14 protein-coding genes are annotated in these 16,020 nt (G+C 46.0%); 8 read left to right on the top strand and 6 right to left on the bottom strand.

Features of this window, described 5'->3' with window-relative positions:
* Positions 1–281: 281 nt before the first annotated feature.
* Entirely contained in the window at positions 282–608 is a 327-nt protein-coding gene (locus tag DLD82_RS17585; protein ID WP_219968499.1) for a nucleotidyltransferase family protein, read from the bottom strand.
* A gap of 36 nt (positions 609–644) precedes the next feature.
* Positions 645–1,118, bottom strand: a complete 474-nt coding sequence (locus DLD82_RS17580; protein WP_109942439.1) for an EVE domain-containing protein — start codon at positions 1,116–1,118, stop codon at positions 645–647.
* A gap of 37 nt (positions 1,119–1,155) precedes the next feature.
* On the opposite strand from DLD82_RS17580, the gene DLD82_RS17575 reads away from it, so the two are divergent.
* From DLD82_RS17575 to DLD82_RS17545, 6 genes are all read left to right on the top strand, one after another.
* Positions 1,156–2,754: a class I SAM-dependent DNA methyltransferase gene (locus DLD82_RS17575; RefSeq protein WP_109942438.1), complete on the top strand. Its 1,599-nt coding sequence runs from the start codon at positions 1,156–1,158 to the stop codon at positions 2,752–2,754.
* Entirely contained in the window at positions 2,751–3,875 is a 1,125-nt protein-coding gene (locus DLD82_RS17570) for a PDDEXK nuclease domain-containing protein (protein ID WP_109942437.1), read from the top strand. The genes DLD82_RS17575 and DLD82_RS17570 overlap by 4 nt, the downstream gene beginning before the upstream one ends.
* A complete protein-coding gene (locus DLD82_RS17565; RefSeq protein ID WP_109942436.1) occupies positions 3,876–4,991 on the top strand; it encodes a PDDEXK nuclease domain-containing protein in 1,116 nt (371 codons plus the stop codon).
* Positions 4,992–5,639: 648 nt separating this feature from the next.
* Positions 5,640–6,839, top strand: a complete 1,200-nt coding sequence (locus DLD82_RS17555; protein ID WP_109942434.1) for a restriction endonuclease subunit S — start codon at positions 5,640–5,642, stop codon at positions 6,837–6,839.
* Between the two features lies 1 nt (position 6,840).
* Positions 6,841–8,283 carry an ATP-binding protein gene (locus DLD82_RS17550; RefSeq protein WP_109942433.1) on the top strand — a complete coding sequence of 481 codons (1,443 nt, stop codon included), beginning with the start codon at positions 6,841–6,843 and terminating at the stop codon, positions 8,281–8,283.
* A gap of 5 nt (positions 8,284–8,288) precedes the next feature.
* Positions 8,289–11,399, top strand: coding sequence for a type I restriction endonuclease subunit R (locus DLD82_RS17545; protein WP_109942432.1), 3,111 nt, complete (start codon positions 8,289–8,291; stop codon positions 11,397–11,399).
* Positions 11,400–11,981: 582 nt separating this feature from the next.
* Here DLD82_RS17545 and DLD82_RS17535 read toward each other — a convergent pair.
* Together DLD82_RS17535 and DLD82_RS17530 are read right to left on the bottom strand one after the other, a co-directional pair.
* Complete coding sequence (locus DLD82_RS17535) at positions 11,982–12,212, bottom strand: type II toxin-antitoxin system HicA family toxin (RefSeq protein ID WP_109942430.1); 231 nt, start codon at positions 12,210–12,212, stop codon at positions 11,982–11,984.
* A 5-nt stretch (positions 12,213–12,217) separates the two neighbouring features.
* Positions 12,218–12,439, bottom strand: coding sequence for a type II toxin-antitoxin system HicB family antitoxin (locus tag DLD82_RS17530; RefSeq protein WP_109942429.1), 222 nt, complete (start codon positions 12,437–12,439; stop codon positions 12,218–12,220).
* 238 nt (positions 12,440–12,677) lie between these two features.
* Here DLD82_RS17530 and DLD82_RS18770 point away from each other — a divergent pair, with 238 nt between their 5' ends.
* Positions 12,678–13,031, top strand: a complete 354-nt coding sequence (locus DLD82_RS18770) for a hypothetical protein (protein ID WP_181391519.1) — start codon at positions 12,678–12,680, stop codon at positions 13,029–13,031.
* On the top strand, positions 12,974–13,366 hold the full coding sequence (locus DLD82_RS17520) for a carboxymuconolactone decarboxylase family protein (RefSeq protein WP_109942428.1): 393 nt from the start codon (positions 12,974–12,976) through the stop codon (positions 13,364–13,366). The genes DLD82_RS18770 and DLD82_RS17520 overlap by 58 nt, the downstream gene beginning before the upstream one ends.
* 274 nt (positions 13,367–13,640) lie before the next feature.
* Here DLD82_RS17520 and DLD82_RS17510 read toward each other — a convergent pair whose 3' ends face one another.
* Together DLD82_RS17510 and DLD82_RS17505 are read right to left on the bottom strand one after the other, a co-directional pair.
* The gene (locus DLD82_RS17510; RefSeq protein ID WP_109942427.1) at positions 13,641–15,083 is read right to left on the bottom strand and encodes a CIA30 family protein; all 1,443 of its coding nucleotides are present in this window, start codon (positions 15,081–15,083) and stop codon (positions 13,641–13,643) included.
* 74 nt (positions 15,084–15,157) lie between these two features.
* Positions 15,158–16,003 carry a UbiA family prenyltransferase gene (locus DLD82_RS17505; protein ID WP_245920498.1) on the bottom strand — a complete coding sequence of 282 codons (846 nt, stop codon included), beginning with the start codon at positions 16,001–16,003 and terminating at the stop codon, positions 15,158–15,160.
* Positions 16,004–16,020: the final 17 nt, after the last annotated feature.

Genomic DNA, 16,020 nt, shown 5'->3' with positions numbered 1-16,020 from the left:
AATTTTATCCTGTTGTAAAATTTTTTCGGGATTTTTGGACAATTTGTTGAAAATGATATTTCATATTAATAATGATGAAGTGATTTTTTTTGCGGCATGGTTCGGAGGGAACTGGGTTTTGAAATTGTGTAAGTGAGAGTCTGGGGAGATGTGATTGAGATGCCGCAGTGGAGGGTTCATATAGGGGCAGTTTTCCGGGTCCGGGGGGTGAGAAGGACGCATAAAATGGGACGGGAAGAGATGATGTATTGAGTTACGGGTGGAAGTTCAAAGTTCCGGGTTTATCCTGAATTGATATCCGATTTTCCGGTCAGGTCTATTGTGTCTACAGGGTGAATTTCTCTTTTTATAGCGGGATTACTTCTTTCAGAATCGAATCCGCTAACATAGGATGAAGTGCAGGTTTTGTAGTGATGTCTTTTTTTCCGGTCAGATCTTCGAGATCTTTTTTTCAGTCGTGCCAGGTCAAGGAGACTTGCATCTTCATTCATGTCAACCAGAAGATCGATATCTGAATCCGGCGTTTCTTCTTTCCTGGCAACTGAACCACAGATCCGGATATTTAATGCTTCAACAATTTCATGGGTTATGGTGGTGAAATGAATCATTTTTGTAAAATATGAGTTTGATAGGATGATGAAAAGTTATTTTCCGGCAGAGATTATTTTCCGGTAATCTTCTTCTGGTATCTCCCGCATTGCCTGTCTGAAATGCCCGGACCACATGGTCTTATTCGTCACAAACCCAAGTTCAGGAATAAGCGGTTTAATCTCCACTGGCTCTTTGAATACTTTGACTTGTTTCAGCCTGAACCGGTATGGAAACACCTCATCCCCCATTTGGGGTGGAGCGGTGAAGAGTAGTTTTGCATCTTCAAAGAGTTCGATTACTTTGAATTCTCCCATGATAGCAGAGGGAAGGACAGTATCTCCATGTGTTTCGGACCGGACATACAAGAGGATAGTATCACCAGGTTTCACCCGGGAATGAAGTCCTTTGCTCCGCTTTGGGACTCCCCAGATGTTATGTTTTTTTAGAACCTCCCAGTTCTGCCGGTTCCCGGATGCTATCCAGATTGCCATAGTATCTATGTAGACCGCACCAGTATTTGAAAACATATATCGTTTGTCACGATTAACCCTCTAATCTCTGAATATGGCCCGTGCAAAAAAGACAAAAGAAACAACGGCAGCAAATCTCGGGTTTGAAACAACCCTCTGGGCAGCGGCAGATAAACTCCGGAACAATATGGATGCGGCTGAGTATAAGCATGTCGTCCTTGGTCTCATTTTTCTGAAATATCTGTCTGATGCATTTGAAGAGAAGCACTCCTCGCTTGAGCAGGCATACTCGGATCCGAAGAGCTCCTGGTATATCGCTGAACCTGAAGTCCGGTACGGGGTGATTGAGGATCCGGATGAGTACAGGTCGGAGAATATCTTCTGGATTCCGAAAGAAGCCAGGTGGTCCTTTATCCAGCAGAATGCAAAACGGCCGGAGATTGGGAAGATCGTCGATGATGCGATGTATGCCATCGAACGGGATAATGCAGTTCTGAAAAATATCCTTCCCAAGGAGTATGCCCGTCCCGGTCTTGATAAGGAGAAACTGGGAGAACTCATCGATCTCATCGGGACACTCAACCTGAGCGACTCTGATAACCGGTCAAAGGATATCATCGGCAGAGTGTACGAGTATTTCCTCTCCGAGTTTGCGAGTGCTGAAGGAAAAAACGGGGGTCAGTTCTATACTCCCCGGTGTGTTGTTCAGACGCTTGTTGCAATGATCTCCCCCTTCAAGGGTCGGGTGTATGATCCCTGCTGCGGGTCTGGCGGGATGTTTGTCCAGAGTGAGAAGTTTGTGGAGGCTCATGGTGGTCGGATTGGTGATATCTCCATCTATGGGCAGGAGTCCAACCCGACGACCTGGAAACTGGCAAAGATGAACCTTGCCATCCGGGGGATTGATCATGATCTCGGGGCTGAACATGCGGATAGTTTCAGGCGGGATCTCCACTCAAATCTGAAAGCGGATTACATCCTTGCCAATCCTCCCTTCAATATGAAAGACTGGGGAGGGGAGAACCTCAAGGACGATGTCAGGTGGAAGTATGGGATTCCTCCGAACGGGAATGCGAACTATGCCTGGATTCAGCATTTCATTCATCATCTCTCTCCTTCAGGGATAGCCGGGTTTGTGCTGGCAAACGGATCGATGTCATCAAACCAGTCAGGAGAGGGAGAGATCAGAAAGAACCTCCTCGAAGCAGACCTCGTGGACTGTATGGTTGCCCTTCCCGGTCAGCTCTTTTACTCTACCCAGATTCCTGCCTGTCTCTGGTTTGTTGCCCGGAACAGATCAAACGGAAGATTCCGGGACCGGAGAGGTGAAGTGCTCTTCATTGATGCCCGGAAGATGGGTGTCATGCGGGATCGGACCCACCGGGAGCTGACCGACGAGGATATCGAGAGGATTTCCGGGACGTATCATGCCTGGCGGGGAGATGCCGGTGCCGGGGAATATGAGGATGTACCGGGTTTTTGTGCATCAGCGAGCCTTACCGAGATAGCAAAGCATGGGTATGTACTTACTCCCGGCCGGTATGTCGGTGCCCCAGATGCAGATGACGACGGGGAACCGTTTTCAGAGAAGATGACCCGGCTGACAAAGCAGTTATCCGGGCAGATGGAGGAAGGTGCCCGGCTCGACGAGGAGATTAGAAAGAACCTGGGGGGTTTAGGGTACACGTTATGAAGAATAGTCCATCAAAACCTGTACCTGCTAAAGTCACAACCCCAAACCAGGAAGAGGGAGTGCATCAGGATACTGGGTACTCGGTTCTTTTACATGAAATCCGTGAGATGATTTCATCAACCCGAAACCGGGTAGCATATGGAGTAAACCGGGAGACGGTTCTGTTATACTGGAATATTGGGACACGTATTTACAAGGAAGTTCTCCAGAATGACAGGGGAGAGTATGGAAAGAAAATTGTCGAGACACTGTCTGGACAATTACTCCATGAGTACGGAAGGGGATTCAGTCGGGCAAATGTATTCTCAATGGTTCGGTTTGCTGAGCTCTATCATGAACCCGCAATAGTCCAGACACTGTCTGGACAATTGAGCTGGTCACATTTTGTTGAACTCATTAAAATAGATGATGATCTACAAAGGGACTTTTACACCGAGATGTGCAGGATCGAACGATGGAGTGTTCGTCTTCTAAAAGCAAAAATCCAGGGGCTGCTCTTTGAGAGGACCGCTCTTTCAAGAAAACCTGAAGAGTTAGCCAGGCAGGAGCTCGAAGCTCTCCGGACAGAAGACCAGATGAGTCCGGACCTGGTCTTTCGTGATCCCTATTTCCTTGATTTCCTCGGGCTTTCTGATACCTACTCTGAAAAGGATATTGAATCAGGTATTATCCGGGAGATCGAGCGGTTCATTCTTGAGATGGGTTCTGATTTCTCTTTTATCGCGAGGCAGAAGAGAATCACCATCGACGCAGAGGATTATTATATTGATCTCCTGTTCTTTCACCGCCGGCTCCGGTGTCTTATTGCGATTGACCTGAAACTGGGGAGGTTTCAGGCTGCTGACAAGGGTCAGATGGAGCTCTATCTCCGGTGGCTTGACAAATACGAACGGGTTCCGGGTGAAGAGTCACCGATGGGTCTTATCTTGTGTGCCGGGAAGTCTGATGAACATGTGGAGCTGCTCGGGCTTTCGGACAGTGGGATACGGGTTGCTGAATATCTGACCGAACTGCCGCCGAGGGAACTCCTTGAGGCGAAACTGAAGAGTGCGATGGAGAGAGCACAACATCAGTTCTGCAGGCCGGATGAGGATATTGGTATGGGGAAGGGGTGTACATAAGTGAATTTCTCTGATCTTGTTAACTCCATCTCCCAATTACATGAAGAACTGACACAACAGGCTGCTAAAGCAGTAAACCGCTCTTTGACGGTGAGAAACTGGCTTATTGGATATTATATCAAAGAGTTTGAACAGAATGGTTCAGATAGGGCCTCATATGGTGATCATATACTCCAGGATCTTGCGAGCCACCTTCCCCGGCAGGATGGGTTTTCCTATCGTTCTCTCAAACTCTATCGGCAATTTTATATGGCTTACCCCAACATTAGGCAGACAGTGTTTGCCCAATGTACAACTCTTGGAATTGGGCAGACACTGTCTGCCCAATTGACAGGAACGGTTAAGGTCCTGCAAGAGGGATCAGAAGGCAATATTTCGCCGGATTTACTCTTTTTCGATGATCGGTTGATTCAATCTATTTCATTCAGCCATTTTACTCTCCTGATGCCCATTGATGATCCCCTGAAACGCCGGTTTTACGAGGTGGAATGTGTCAGAGGGAACTGGTCAGTGAGGGAGCTGAAACGACAGATCGAGAGTCTGTACTTTGAACGTTCTGCTCTCTCTCACGATAAGAAAGCATTATCTGAGCATGTTCAAGCTGGAGCACTGGCAGATTCACCCCATCTGATCATCCGCGATCCCTATGTGTTCGATTTTCTCGGGATCAAAAGCCAGGACGTGATGTACGAATCTGATCTTGAGCAGGCCCTTCTTCAAAAACTGGAGGCATTTCTGCTTGAACTCGGGTATGGATTCTGTTTTGAGGCCAGGCAGAAGAGGATTCTGATCGGTGATGAGTACTTCTTTGTGGACCTCGTGTTTTATCACCGGGTGCTGAAGTGTCATGTCCTGATTGAACTGAAGACCGGCGGGTTTTCGCATGAGGCGCTGGGGCAGCTGAATACGTATCTGAATTACTTCAAGGCTCATCTAATGACCGAAGGGGATAATCCTCCGGTCGGGCTCCTTCTGTGTACAGAAAAGAATCATGCCCTTGTGCAGTATGCCTGTGCCGGAATAGAGAATTCGGTGTTTGTCTCGAAATATCAGGTTGGACTGCCGGGGACTGAGGAGATCCGGGAGTTTGTTGAGGGGGTGATCCGGGATGAGTGAAAAGAAAGATATCTGTGAAGATTTGCAGCCGAGTTATAGGGATTATACACATGCAGGAGTAAAAGCTGGTTTATCATTCATTCCAGTAATTGGAGGTCCGATATCGGCATTTTTTTCTGATAAGGGTATTGTAACGACACTGTCACGACAATTACATGTGTCTAATTTTTTTACACTTTTTCCTTTGATGTATAAATATCAGCGGAAATTTTATTTTGAACACCATTTCTTACTCCACCCGATCCATCTCTTTATCACATTTGACCTGAAGTTGGAGAGAGATCTTGCTGCAGTTAAGAGTCAAATGGAGATATGTTCCTGGTTGCTTGATTAGTATGAACGAGTTATTGGCGAATAGTTGCCGATGGAACTGCTATGATGTACAGGGTTGATGAACATGTTGTATTGTTGGGGCAATCTGACAGTGGAATCGGGTTTACTGAGCATTTACCGATCTACCATAATGTGAATTGTTAAAGGTACAACTGAAAATTAAGTTTTGAAGGTACTAAGTGGAATAAAACCGGGAGAAGTAAAATGGGGAGAATATCATTGCTTTGGTTTTCAAGAGTTCATGGTACATATATTAGGTGAAGATATTGATTTGGAAATGCTTATAAAAAATACATTATAGAATTCATAAAAATCATGATTGAAAAAAAATATAATAAAAAACGATTAGATCACTTTGTCTCTCTTCAAAGAGGTCATGATTTAACAGAATCTGATCGAAAAAATGGTAATGTTCCTGTGATTGGTTCTGCAGGTCCAAATGGGTTTCATGATACAATAATTGTTGATAAACCGGGAGTTACTATTGGTAGAAGTGGAGCATCCTTTGGTAATGTTTTCTATTGTGATGAACCGCATTGGCCTCATAATACTGTTCTTTATGTGACTGATTATAAAGGGAATTTCCCCCTTTTTGTCTATTATGCCTTAAAAAACATAGAATTTAAACCTTTTAATTCGGGAAGTGCTCAAGCTTCACTTAATCGTAATTATATATCTCATATTGAAATACATGTCCCCTCTTTAGTTACTCAGAAAGCCATCGCCCACATCCTCGGTACCCTCGACGACAAGATTGAACTCAACCGCCGGATGAATGAAACACTCGAATCCATCGCCCGGGCCTTATTCAAGAGCTGGTTCATCGATTTCGACCCGGTCCGGGCTAAGGCCGAGACCCAGCAGCCCGAGGGGATGGATGCGGCAACGGCGGCCCTGTTTCCGAGCGAGTTTGAGACCGTGGAGGGGCAGGAGATACCGAAAGGGTGGAGAATCACTCAATTAAGCGAGATTTACTCAATATTTGATAGTAAAAGAATCCCACTTTCTGGTAGGGAGAGAGAAACCCGGAAGGGGATTTATCCATATTATGGAGCAGCTTCGGTTATGGATTTTATTGATGAATACATTTTTGATGGTATCTATGTTTTATTGGCCGAAGATGGGTCTGTAATAAATAAAGATAATTCTCCTGTTCTTCAATATGTATGGGGGAAATTTTGGGTTAATAATCATGCCCACATATTACAAGGGAAGGCAGATGTATCTACAGAATTATTGATGCAATTCTTGCAATTCATTGACATCCATCCTTATGTGACCGGTGCAGTTCAATTAAAAGTATCACAACAAAATTTGGCGAAAATCCCTAAAGTGTTGCCCCCTAAAGAGATTTGTCAGAAATATTCTTCCTTTATTCAACCTCTATATGTAAAATATCGATATAACAAAGAAAATTCACATCATTTATCCTCTATCCGTGACACACTCCTCCCCAAACTCCTCTCTGGTGAACTCTCCATAGACAACCCCGAACAATTCATTGGTGTTTCCTGATATGAACCAATCTGATCTCTCGATCCTGCTCCAGGAAGGCGAAGGCTCCATGCTCGAATACAAGGAATCTCTCTCCTCTGCCTTAGCACGGGAACTCGTAGCCTTCGCAAACACCGCCGGAGGCAAAATCCTCCTTGGAGTCCGGGACGATGGATCAGTCCGGGGCATCAAAGACACGAACGATATCAGAGCACGAATACAGGACATAGCCCGGAACTGTGACCCGCCAGTGAAGATCCTTATCACCCATATCGACACCGTCACCATCATCACCGTTCGGGAGAGCTCTGAAAAACCGGTCCAGTGTAGCGACGGATTCTTCTGGCGACAGGGAGCCGTAACCCAGAAACTCACCCGTGAAGAGATCCGGACCTTCTTCCAGAAAGAAGGAGCCATCAGGTTTGACCTCTCCATTTCCTCGAAATTCAAATATCCACAAGACTTTGACGCTGGCAAATTCACAAACTGGCTCTCAAAGAGCGGGATATCATCGAACGGAAACCGGGAAGATATTCTCGTTAATATCGAAGCAACAGAACGGTCCGGCGGAAAACTCCTCTTTAGGAATGCCGGTATCCTCTTCTTTGCAAAAGAGCCTCGGAGATTCTTCAACCAGGCATACATCACCTGCATCCTCTTTCAGGGAACGACCAATGTCCGAATTCTTGACCGGAAGGATTTCGCAGGCGGAGCAGTTGCCGATATCGAGGATAGTCTCCGCTTCATCGAGCGGAATACCCGGCTTTCGTACCGGATTGAGGGTCTGAAGAGAGAAGAGATCCCCGAGTATCCGATGGCTTCACTTCGGGAGGCAATCACGAATGCCGTCATGCACCGGGACTGGTTTATCGAAGGAGCGAACGTCTTTGTACAGATCTTCTCTGACCGGATTGAGATAATTAGTCCGGGTGGCCTTCCTCCAGGGATGCAGCAGACCGATCTCGGACATAAGAGTGTCAGGAGAAATCCAATTATTGCTGACCTCTATCACCGGATCGGGTTTATCGAAAAAGCCGGGACCGGAATCGAACGGATGCGGGAAGGAGCACGGGAATCCGGGTGCCCGGACCCGGTCTTTGATGCAGACGGGTTTTTCACCGTGACCTTCACCCCGATCCAGCCCCCTGACCGGCACCAGGATGGCACTAAGAAGGCACTAAGATGGCACCAGGATAGCACTAAGATAGCACTAAGAAGAGAGAAGATGGATCTCCTGAAAATATGCCAGATAGAGAGCAATTTGGGAGAAATACTCTCATTATTTGGACGGACTGACAGGACTAAATTCCGAAAACACATTCTCCAGCCATTAGTAGAAGATGGTCTTCTTGAGCTCACCATTCCGGACAGACCAACAAGCAAAAATCAGAAGTACCGGATAACCCCTGCTGGAAAAGAAGTATTACACGAATATCTCTCTGAAATCACTGCCGACAAACGGTAAAGATCATGACAACAACGGGATTATGTGAATCTGACGTAGAAGAAACGGCACTTGACATCTTTCGTGACCTTGAGTACGAGGTCCTCTATGGGTATGAGGTCGCACCCGGAGAACGAAATCAAATCCGGACCTCGTTTGAAGAATATCTCCTGGTATCCAGACTTGAAGATGCCATCTTCCGGCTCAACAAGACTCTCCCCCGAGACGCCCATGAAGCAGCACTGAAGATCCTCACCAATCCCGGTCATACCACCCTTATCCAGAATAATAAGACCGTTCATGAGATGTTCTCCGGGGGAATCACGGTAGAATACCGGCGGAAGGATGGATCCGTTGGTGGAGATCAGGTCAGGCTAATCGACTTTGAACACCCTGAAAACAACGAATTCCTTGTCGTCAACCAGTTCACCATTCAGGAAGGAAAAAACCACCGAAGGCCTGATATCGTCCTCTTCATCAACGGTATTCCGGTCATCATCTTTGAACTCAAAAACCCCACCGATGAACGGGCTACCCTGACCATTGCCCATAACCAGCTTCAGACCTACATGCAGGAGATCCCCTCATTCTTTTCATACAATACCATGGCGGTCATCTCCGACGGAATACAGACTAGGATTGGAACCCTCTCCGCATCACTCGAGCGGTTCTCCCGGTGGAGAACAATTGACGGAGCACAGGAAGCCCCAAACCATATCCCGGAGATCGAAGTTCTGATCCGGGGAGTCTGTGACAAGAAGCGGCTTCTTGACCTTATCCGGTTCTTCATCGTTTTTGAAGAGGATGAACGGGGAAACACCATCAAGAAACTGGCCGGATACCACCAGTACCATGCCGTAAACCTCGCAGTCAGATCTACAGAAACAGCAATCAGCGACGCCGGAGACCGCCGGTGTGGGGTTGTCTGGCATACCCAGGGGTCAGGAAAAAGTCTCACCATGGTCTTTTACTCCGGAAAGATCATCCAGACACCATCACTCCAGAACCCGACGATCCTGGTCATCACCGACCGGAATGATCTTGACGATCAACTCTTCGGAACCTTCTCCCGATGCAGAAAACTCCTCCGGCAGACACCCATCCAGGCAGAGGGCCGGGACCATCTGAAGACATTACTCAGTGTCGCCTCAGGTGGTGTCGTCTTCACCACCATTCAGAAGTTCTTCCCCGAAGATGAGAACAAGGAGACCTATCCCCTCCTCTCTGACCGGAAGAACATCATTGTGATCGCTGATGAGGCACACCGGAGCCAGTACGGGATGCATGGGAAGGTGAGCAAAAAAGGAGAGATTAGTTACGGATTTGCCAAGTATATCCGTGATGCACTCCCGAACGCCTCATTTATCGGGTTTACCGGGACACCCATCGACCTTCAGGATAAAGTGACAAGGAACGTCTTTGGTGAATACATCAGTGTCTATGATATTCAGCAGGCCATCAAAGACAAGGCAACCGTTCCTATCTATTACGAAAGCCGTATAGTCGATATCAGGATGAATGAGCAGATAAAACCGCTCATTGACCAGGAGTTTGAAGAAGTCACCGAGAACGAAGAGGTCATCAGAAAAGAGAAACTCCGGACAAAATGGGCGGCACTCGAAGCCATCGTCGGAGATGAGAAGCGAATCAATGAGGTTGCTGATGACCTCATCAGCCATTTTGAACAGCGCTCAGATGCCATCGAAGGGAAAGCGATGATCGTCTGCATGAGCAGGCGGATCTGTGTGGAACTCTATAAGGCACTGGTTGAGAGGCGTCCGGACTGGGATTCTGATTCAGACAATGACGGGTTCCTGAAGGTGGTCATGACCGGTTCAGCAGGCGATGAAAAAGATTTCCAGAAACATATCAGGCCAAAATCAGGCCGGGAACTCCTTGCAAAACGATTCAAGGATCCGGAAGATCCATTCAAAATCGCAATTGTCCGTGATATGTGGCTGACCGGATTTGATGTTCCTTGTCTGCATACCATGTATATCGACAAGCCCATGAAGGGTCACACCCTTATGCAGGCAATCGCCAGGGTAAACCGGGTATGGAAGGATAAACCCGGCGGACTCATTGTAGACTACATCGGTCTTGCCGAAGAACTGAAAAAAGCCCTGGTCACCTACACGGAGAGTAAAGGCAAGGGAGATCCCGTGTTTGACCAGGAGAGGATCGTTGATAAGATGATGGAGAAGTACGAGGTTTGTTGTCATCTCTTCCATGGGTTTGACTGGTCAGGCTGGCGGGGAGCTCCGGCAGCAACCCGACTCTCCATCCTTCAGGCAGGATTCAACTATGTCCTTTATTATCCCGAGCGGAAATCAGACTTTATGCAGCATGTGCTTGAACTCTCCCAGGCATTTGCCCTTGCTCTCCCCCATGAAAAAGCCATTGAGATCCGGGAAGATGTCGCGTATTTCCAGGCCGTTCGGGCACAACTCATAAAAACATCAGAAGGAGCAGGAAGATCAGAGTATGAACTCAATCTTGCGGTAAAACAGATCGTTTCAAAATCAATTGTTCCCCTTGGCATCGTCGATATCTTCAAGGAGATGGGGAAGGATGTCGGAGATATCTCAGTCCTCTCCGAAGAGTTCCTCAATGACCTCCTGAAATACAAGAACCAGAATGTGGCAGTCGCTGCCATGACCCGGCTGCTGAATGACCAGATCCGGGCACGAACCCGGAAAAACACCACCGAAGCCCGCAAGTTTTCTGAGATGCTTGAGCAGACGATAAATAAATACAACAACCGGAAAGTAACAACCCAGGAGATCCTGAAAGAATTATCTGAAATCGCGAGGGAGATCCGGGAGGCTCAGCAGAGAGGAGAGGATCTGGGACTAACCGAGGCAGAACTGGCCTTTTATGACGCTCTTGGCGTGAATGATAGTGCGGTGGTGATTCTGGGTGATGAAATTCTCAAGAAAATCGCCCAGGATCTGGTAAAGACGATCAAGGAAAATGTTACGATTGACTGGTCATCACGTAAATCAGTCCGGGCAAAGATGAGAGTTGCGATAAAAAGAATACTACGGGCGAACGGGTATCCTCCGGACAAACAGGAGAATGCCATTCAGACAGTGATGCAACAGGCTGAGTTACTCTGTTCGGCAGTTACTGGGTGAGGAAAATATTTCATCTTCGGCGATGTGGTGCCGATTTATCGCTTTTTTATAGCGGTGATTCACGATCTAAATTTATTTTTTGGAAAACGGCCTTTCGTTTGCCTTCACAATAGATTCACTTTACGTTCGCGGTCGTAAAACAAAACCCGGATACGTTCGCGGTCGTAAGTGGACGTAATTCCGGTCGTATTATTTTTTCTTCTTTAGAGAGAATGTTCTCTTTTAATCTTCTCTTTCAGTATTTCCGGACAGGAAAAATATTGGGATAAACGATGGTGTTCCGATAGGCCAGAAAATAATGCAACTGCATATCCCTATCATCCCCAGGTATTCCGGGGCACGGTAGGTCCGAAAAGCAAAGTCCGGGGAGTGATTCCAGGAAAATTGAAGTATTGATAATAACAATGAAATTCGAAAAGCATTAGATGATTTTTTGAATCCTGTTCTAAAGCAGGAGGTGATAAGAACTATGGTGCAGATGTATGGATCGTTATCTAACCTTTCTTATATAGTATAATTATTTCGTATTTACCAGTCTTTTTTCAGGTTTACACGAGTGAACGGTTTAAATATAAAAATCTCTTATTGTGATAGAAGAACTGATAGTAACTCTTCGATATCTATACCAGATTGTTTCAAAATTGCTTTTAAAGTCCCTCGGTCCAGTTCACTATGATCCGGTATTACTATAGTTCGTTGTCCATCATTTTTTTTAAGCACAACATGGCTGCCTTTCTGATGATCTATGCAGTACCCCAAACGGATCATTGCATTTATAACTTTCCGGGCAGGAAGGAGGGGAAATTTACTCATTACTATCAGACATTAACCTGAACTTCTCTAACACAAACCTGACTTGCCCGGAGAGTGATTTGATGGTTCGGATTTGATTCGAGATAAGCCTCAATTGCCTCTTTGGCATTTTTTGTCGCTTCGTCTATTGTTTTTCCTTGTGTTATACAACCAGGAAGGCCTGGTACGGTCACAACAAACCATCCGTCTTCTCCGGGTTCAATAACAACATTGAATTTTTGAAACATGGATCCCCTGTCTAACAGATTATTCTACAAAATTTTTAAACCCTGAAAATATGACTCCTCATTTGAAGTAACCTTTTCAGATCTTTGGATAATATTGATCAAATCAATCACTCATATTATATCGTGTGTTCATTAATTTATTACCCTCTCAAGATGTATCAATTCCGGGCAGGTAATTTCAGGTGCATTTGATACCATTATCTCAACAATCGTTTCAAATACCGCACTGGCATCTGCCATGGGTGGGACCGGGTCACATGACAGTTCAGAGGACGGGTGTAGTGTAATACTCAAATATCACACCGATACCGGAGAACTCTACAATGTCGGGTTTAAACGTGAGAAGATAACGGTCTCCAGCGATGAAGCGGATAGTATTCTGACCACCATTGAGACCTGGGCTGATACTGTGAACCGGCCTGAAACCAATCTCTTTTTTCCGGAGATGTTTACGACTGATTCCCCGCCGGAAGATGGTGAATATCACCTGCACAAAAAAGGCAGATTTATGGGTTCTGACCCTGATGTGGTACTATGCAGGATAAGAATGAACAAATCGTTGCAGATTTTTTACAGCATCGTGAAGAATTAGGCGATGATATCATGGCTGATGTTGAAAATATGCTTGGAGTTAAACCATTTATCTTTTCCGCCATGAGAGAGAGACCCGATACCTTTGTTCTCTCCAGTCTTGCCGATTATAAAACCGGAAGGCCTGATTCCCTCTCACCAAAAACTGCAGAACTTATCGCTATTGCAGCCGCTGCAGGAGCTGGTGCAGACAATTGTCTGAAAGTTCATATCCGGGCTGCACAAAAGGAAGGGGCAACACGGGACGAAATCCTTGATACCATCATGATCGCTGCTATGATGGGGAAGACAAAAATACTTGCATCCGCTCTCCGGCTCCTGCCAGAAGATAAGTAATAATAATAAATATCATTCGGCAGGAATTATTTTCCGAGAATTTTTGTCTGTGGCAAACCTGCTATCGGTATACAGTTCCTTGGATGCTGTGCATCGGCTGTATGTGAAGACCATGCAGAACGATATATACTCTCCCTTGCCCCCGGTGAGAGATTGAAATCCGGGTCTTGTACCTTTGTCAGGTATTCTTTGGATGAAATATCCGGGAATGAAAAATAGAGAACTATCCTGCTCCCCCTTCTCCCCTGTTCTTCATCCCGGAAGGGAGGAATTTTTATTCGGTCAGTGCCAGGTCACTGATACAAATCCTCATCGGTTCTCCATCTCCACTTTCAAATGAAAAGAAAAGCCCTTTTGCAACTCTCGGATTAAAACTACCATCCCCTTCCAGGGGTGAAAATTCCTGCCAGGGGATACTAACAAATTCCCCGGAACCGGCACTATCAGGACCGGTTATTTTAGCGACTGAATACCCGGTCTTTTCTTCCGGACCTTCTGCAGCATAGAGAACCAGTGAATAGGGTATTCCTTCGCGGTCTGCAGAAAGGGTATACGATATACCTGAAAACCCGGACCAGTCAGATGGCTCATCAGACAAGGTCTCTACCGTTGCCCATCCTCCCGGAATTACTGTTGTTTCCACACAGAAAGATGATGATGTATCAGCAGAAAGGGAGATAGAGGACTCTCCGTCATCATAGGTTGCCCAGTCACCTCCAATCTCCCCAATTGCCGATTTTTCCATTATCGAAGAGGAACTCACCGGTTCAACGTTCAATTCCTCTGAAGCAGAAGAGTCCGGGGCCTCTGTGGTTGTAGTCAGTTCCGGAGTTTCTGTTGTAATCCGGGGAGCATTGTCCCCGTTTATCCACCGATTGTAGTAATAATTGAGCAGAGGAACAAATTCTCGGGTTGCCTTGATATTTCCTGCCTGGGATGGATGAGGATCATCAGTCGGGTAGGCAAGAGTATTTCCATGTCCGGGGGTGTAGACAAGGGTATCACCTTCAGCGGTGTGATGATTATCCGGGCTGCTCAGAACGGCATGGAGGTCAAATACTCCGACATTTGTTCCCGGATAAGAAGAAAGCCAGTCTTCCACCATCCATGTACTGAAGGCTTGTGCTGAATCTCCATATTCAGGGGAGATTTCTGGAGGAGGAGTGATTGCAATAAACAGTTTTTCCGGATGCTCTTCAAAGTAATCAAGCAGTTCGTTATAGACATATTTTGCTCCCCCAACCGTCATATCCGGACCATCAGCGACCGGATCGTCCGGATTTCCGGCAAGGTTTGAATTGGGATAACAGGATTTAAAGACAATAATCTGGTTTTCTCCACCGGGATCAGCCATAGGGCGGTTATAATAATCATAGCCTGCAGCATCATCATCAAATTCTGAATAAACTGCTTCCATGTACCTGTCCCGGTCAGGTCCGGTAAACCATTCCGGCCAGTTGATTATGTCAGTCCGATCACCGATTGCATCCGGACCCCAGCCGTAATAGGTATCACTGACAAAGTAATTGTTATCCCCAAGGGCCCTTCCAAGTCCTCCGTTATCATCAGAGAGCCAATTTTCACCCACTGAATGATGGATGAAGATAAGTTTAACCGGATGGTCCGGCGGAATGGTGTCAGCAAAAGAAATCTGTGCTGCCAGAATAAAAGTAAGGAGGATCAGAAGTGTCATCCTGATATGTGAATTTTTTTTCATGTGTTGTCAATCATCCCCCAACATCATGAAGATATCGCATTATTGGAATGATTAAGGTGCCACTTATTACATTCTTATAGAATTCTGCTAAAGGCAAATACGAAAACAAACAAACCCCAGGTGAGATAGAGTCTTCTGATCTGAACACGTCCTTTATCTGTTGTTTCATTTCTCATCAGTTTTATCACACAAATAATCATCCATAGATCCATGATAAGAGCAAGAATCAGGTAATCATACCACAGCCAGCCCATAAGGAATGGAATGAGAGTTAGCAGAAAGAAAACCACGAACATCAATCCGGAGACTACCATTGCCTTATCCTTCCCCCATCGTTTTGCAATGCTCTTTGATGACCGGATTTCATCACCTTTTACATCCATTACATCACTTGCAACCTCTTCTCCCAGATCAAAGAAGAATGCCAGCCCGGCAAAGGTCAGAATTACTCCGTTTATTGTTCCGGCAAGTATTCCCGCGAGAATAAAGATCATTCCAAGGCAGAAGGCAACGATAAAGTTGCCAAAAAACCCACATTCCTTAAATTTCATATTGTAGAAAAATGCAATTCCCCAGAGGAGAAAAACCAGTATCAGCACCTCCGGACCGAGTAGGCTTGCGGTAACAAACCCGAGAATGGTAAAAAGTGAAAAGAAGGCCCATAGTTCTCGGATAGTTATCCAGCCGGACGGGAGAGGGCGGCTCGGCAGATTAATTTTGTCCACTTCCCGGTCAAAATAATCATTTGAAATATTTGCTGAACCTGAAATAAAAAAAAGGGTAAGAAATCCGAGTATCACCTGTTGTATGGGAGGAAGACCGCCGGTTACAAGAATTTCTCCGGCAACAAGAAAAAAACCTGCACCAATGGCAAGATCCATCCGGATAAGATCAGCACATGCAAACAGTTTAACTTGCATAAAAGACTTCATCTTCC

It is taken from the genome of Methanospirillum stamsii (assembly GCF_003173335.1).
GTDB lineage: Archaea > Halobacteriota > Methanomicrobia > Methanomicrobiales > Methanospirillaceae > Methanospirillum > Methanospirillum stamsii.
Note: the sequence above shows the minus strand (reverse complement) of the source record. Positions and strands in the feature narration are given on the sequence as shown.